We start from the raw sequence: 3,456 nt of genomic DNA, 5'->3' as shown, positions 1-3,456 counted from the left end.
TGGCGCGGGGCGAGCTGCATTGCGTCGGCGCCACCACGCTGGACGAATACCGCAAGTATATCGAGAAGGACGCGGCGCTGGCCCGGCGCTTCCAGCCGGTCATGGTCGAGGAGCCGACGGTCGAGGATACGATCAGCATCCTGCGCGGCATCAAGGAGAAATACGAGTTGCATCACGGCGTCCGCATCAGCGATGCCGCTCTGGTGGCCGCGGCGACGCTGAGCCATCGCTACATCACCGACCGCTTCCTGCCCGACAAGGCCATCGACCTGGTGGACGAGGCGGCCAGCCGGCTGCGCATGGAGGTGGACAGCAAGCCCGAGGAGCTGGACCAGCTCGACCGGCAGATCCTGCAAATGCAGATCGAGGCCGAGGCGCTGAAGAAGGAGGACGACGCGGCCTCCAAGGACCGGCTGGAGAAGCTGGAGAAGCAGCTGTCCGAATTGCAGGAGAAATCCGCCACCCTGACCGCCCGCTGGCAGGCCGAGCGCGCCAAGCTGGAAAGCTCGCGCAGCCTCAAGGAACAGCTCGACCGCGCCCGCGCCGAGCTGGACCAGGCCAAGCGCGAAGGCAACTTGGCCCGCGCCGGAGAGCTTTCCTATGGCATCATCCCGGGCCTCGAGCGGCAGCTGGCCGAATCCGAGGGCAATGGCGACGGGCTGATGGTCGAGGAGGCCGTTCGCCCGGAACAGATCGCCGAGGTGGTGGAACGCTGGACCGGCATCCCCACCAGCAAGATGCTGGAGGGTGAGCGCGAGAAGCTGTTGAAGATGGAGGATGTGCTGAGCAAGCGGGTCATCGGCCAGTCCGAGGCGGTGACGGCGGTCTCGAACGCCGTGCGCCGGGCGCGGGCCGGGCTGAACGACCCCAAGCGGCCGCTGGGCAGCTTCCTGTTCCTCGGCCCGACCGGCGTCGGCAAGACCGAGCTGACCAAGGCCATCGCCGAATATCTGTTCGACGATGACAGCGCCATGGTCCGCATCGACATGTCCGAATTCATGGAGAAGCATTCGGTCGCACGGCTGATCGGCGCGCCTCCGGGCTATGTCGGCTATGACGAGGGCGGCGTGCTGACCGAGGCGGTGCGGCGGCGTCCCTATCAGGTGATCCTGTTCGACGAGGTCGAAAAGGCGCATCCGGACGTCTTCAACGTGCTGCTGCAGGTGCTGGATGACGGCCAGCTGACCGACGGCCAGGGCCGGACGGTGGACTTCAAGCAGACGCTGATCGTGCTGACCTCGAACCTCGGGGCGCAGGCGCTGTCGCAACTGCCCGAGGGCGCCGATTCGAGTCAGGCGCGCGCGCAGGTGATGGATGCGGTCCGGGCGCATTTCCGCCCCGAATTCCTGAACCGGCTGGACGAGATCATCATCTTCCACCGGCTGACGCGCGAGAACATGGACGGCATCGTCAAGATCCAGCTCTGGCAGCTGGAGGGCCGGCTGGCGCAGCACAAGATCGGGCTGGAGCTGGACGAGGCGGCGCTGAAATGGCTGGCGGATGAGGGCTATGACCCGGTCTTCGGCGCCCGGCCCCTGAAGCGGGTGATGCAGCGCAGCCTGCAAAACCCCCTGGCCGAGATGATCCTGGCCGGCGAGGTGCTGGACGGCCAGACCGTCCATGTCAGCGCCGGTCCGGAAGGGCTGATCGTCGGCAACCGCGTGACCACCGCCCATCTGGGCGCGGCGGATGACGGCGGGCCGCGGGTGCCGCTGCATTAAGGAAAACGGGGCGGATGCGGTGGCATCCGCCCTTTTTCGTTCCCCCCTCGCGCGGAAATCACGCGGAATTTCATCGGCCTCGCTGCGGCGCGGTGGCATCATGGGCCGGCTACAGGAGGAACCGCCATGACGCTGAAATGGTCCGATGTGACGCCCGAGGCGGATTATCTGAATCGGCGGGCCTTTCTGGCCGCAGGCATCGCTGCCCTGGCGACGCCGGCCTTCGGGCTCAGCGGGGCGCCCTCGGTCTTCTCGACCGACGAGACGCCGAACAGCCTGGAGGATATCACCCATTACAACAACTTCTATGAGTTCGGCACCGGCAAGAGCGACCCCGCGCAATATTCCGGCAGCCTGAAGACCTCGCCCTGGTCGGTGACCGTCGACGGCCTGGTGGACCGGCCGGGCAGCTACGGGGTCGAGGATCTGGCGCCGGAAGCGGCGCTGGAGGAACGCATCTATCGCCTGCGCTGCGTCGAGGCCTGGTCGATGGTCATCCCCTGGCTGGGCGTGCCGCTGGCCGGGGTGCTCGACAAGGTCGGCGTGCAGCCCGGCGCGAAATTCGTCGCCTTCCGCACGCTGCACGATCCCGAACAGATGCCCGGCCAGCGTGCCCGCATCCTCGACTGGCCCTATCGCGAGGGGCTGCGGCTGGACGAGGCCATGCATCCGCTGACCATCCTCGCCACCGGGCTTTACGGCCGGGTGCTGCCCAACCAGAACGGCGCGCCGATCCGGCTGGTGGTGCCGTGGAAATACGGCTTCAAGTCGATCAAGTCGATCGTCGGGATCACCCTGCTCGACCAGCAGCCGCCATGCAGCTGGCAGATGATGCAGCCCGGCGAATACGGCTTCTATGCCAATGTGAACCCGCAGGTGGACCATCCGCGCTGGTCGCAGGCCACCGAAAGGCGGATCGGCGGCGGGCTGTTCGGCGGCCGGCAGGAGACGCTGATGTTCAACGGCTATGGCGAACAGGTGGCAGGGCTCTATGCGGGCATGGACCTGGCGAAACATTACTGATGGTGCAGCATCTCAATCGCTGGCTGCGGCAGGTCCCGGTTTGGGCGGTCTGGCTTCTGGGGCTGATCCCGCTGGGCCTGTTGGTCTGGGACACGCTTCAGGGCAATCTGGGCGTCGATCCGGTGCGCGACATCGAGCACCGGCTGGGCCGCACCGCGATCTATTTCCTGCTGGCGGCCCTGGCGGTGACGCCGCTGCTGCGTCTGGCGCGGCTGAACCTGATGCGCTTTCGCCAGGCGCTGGGCCTGATCTGCTTTGGCTATGCCGCCTGCCATCTGGCGGCCTGGGTGGTCTTCGACATGGCCTTTCTCTGGGCGCAGATGCTCAAGGATGTGGTGAAGCGGCCGTATCTGGTCTTCGGCATGCTGGCTTTTGTCATGCTTCTGGCGCTGGCGCTGACCTCGAATCGATTCTCGATCTGCCGTATGGGCGCGCATTGGCGGCGGCTGCACCGGCTGGTCTATCCGGCGGCGATTTTGGCGGCGGTGCATTGGCTCTGGGCGTTGAAGGTCTGGGAATCCTGGCCGCTGACGATTCTCTTGGCGATTCTGGTGCTGCTCGGCCTGCGTTTGCTGGGCAAAGGCCGGCGTAAGCCTTCCGCCTTGCTGGATGGTTCTTGCTGGTGATTCTTTTGTTTTGTTGTTGTTCTGGGCGCGGCGTTTGGTGATTTTTGTTGTTTTTCAGTGACTTGTCTCTTTTCGTCATTTTTTTG

At 65.5% G+C, this 3,456-nt stretch carries 3 protein-coding genes; all 3 read left to right on the top strand.

The features are described 5' to 3' along the window. On the top strand, nucleotides 1–1,721 hold a 1,721-nt coding region (locus AQY21_RS15310), incomplete at its 5' end, for an AAA family ATPase (protein WP_058098491.1). A 126-nt stretch (nucleotides 1,722–1,847) separates the two neighbouring features. Continuing rightward, nucleotides 1,848–2,744, top strand: coding sequence for a protein-methionine-sulfoxide reductase catalytic subunit MsrP (gene msrP, locus AQY21_RS15305; RefSeq protein WP_058098490.1), 897 nt, complete (start codon nucleotides 1,848–1,850; stop codon nucleotides 2,742–2,744). Further along, nucleotides 2,744–3,370: a sulfite oxidase heme-binding subunit YedZ gene (locus AQY21_RS15300; RefSeq protein ID WP_058098489.1), complete on the top strand. Its 627-nt coding sequence runs from the start codon at nucleotides 2,744–2,746 to the stop codon at nucleotides 3,368–3,370. Before msrP ends, AQY21_RS15300 begins: the two co-directional genes overlap by 1 nt. Nucleotides 3,371–3,456: the final 86 nt, after the last annotated feature.

It is taken from the genome of Paracoccus sp. MKU1, from assembly GCF_001447385.1.
GTDB lineage: Bacteria > Pseudomonadota > Alphaproteobacteria > Rhodobacterales > Rhodobacteraceae > Paracoccus.
Note: the sequence above shows the minus strand (reverse complement) of the source record. Positions and strands in the feature narration are given on the sequence as shown.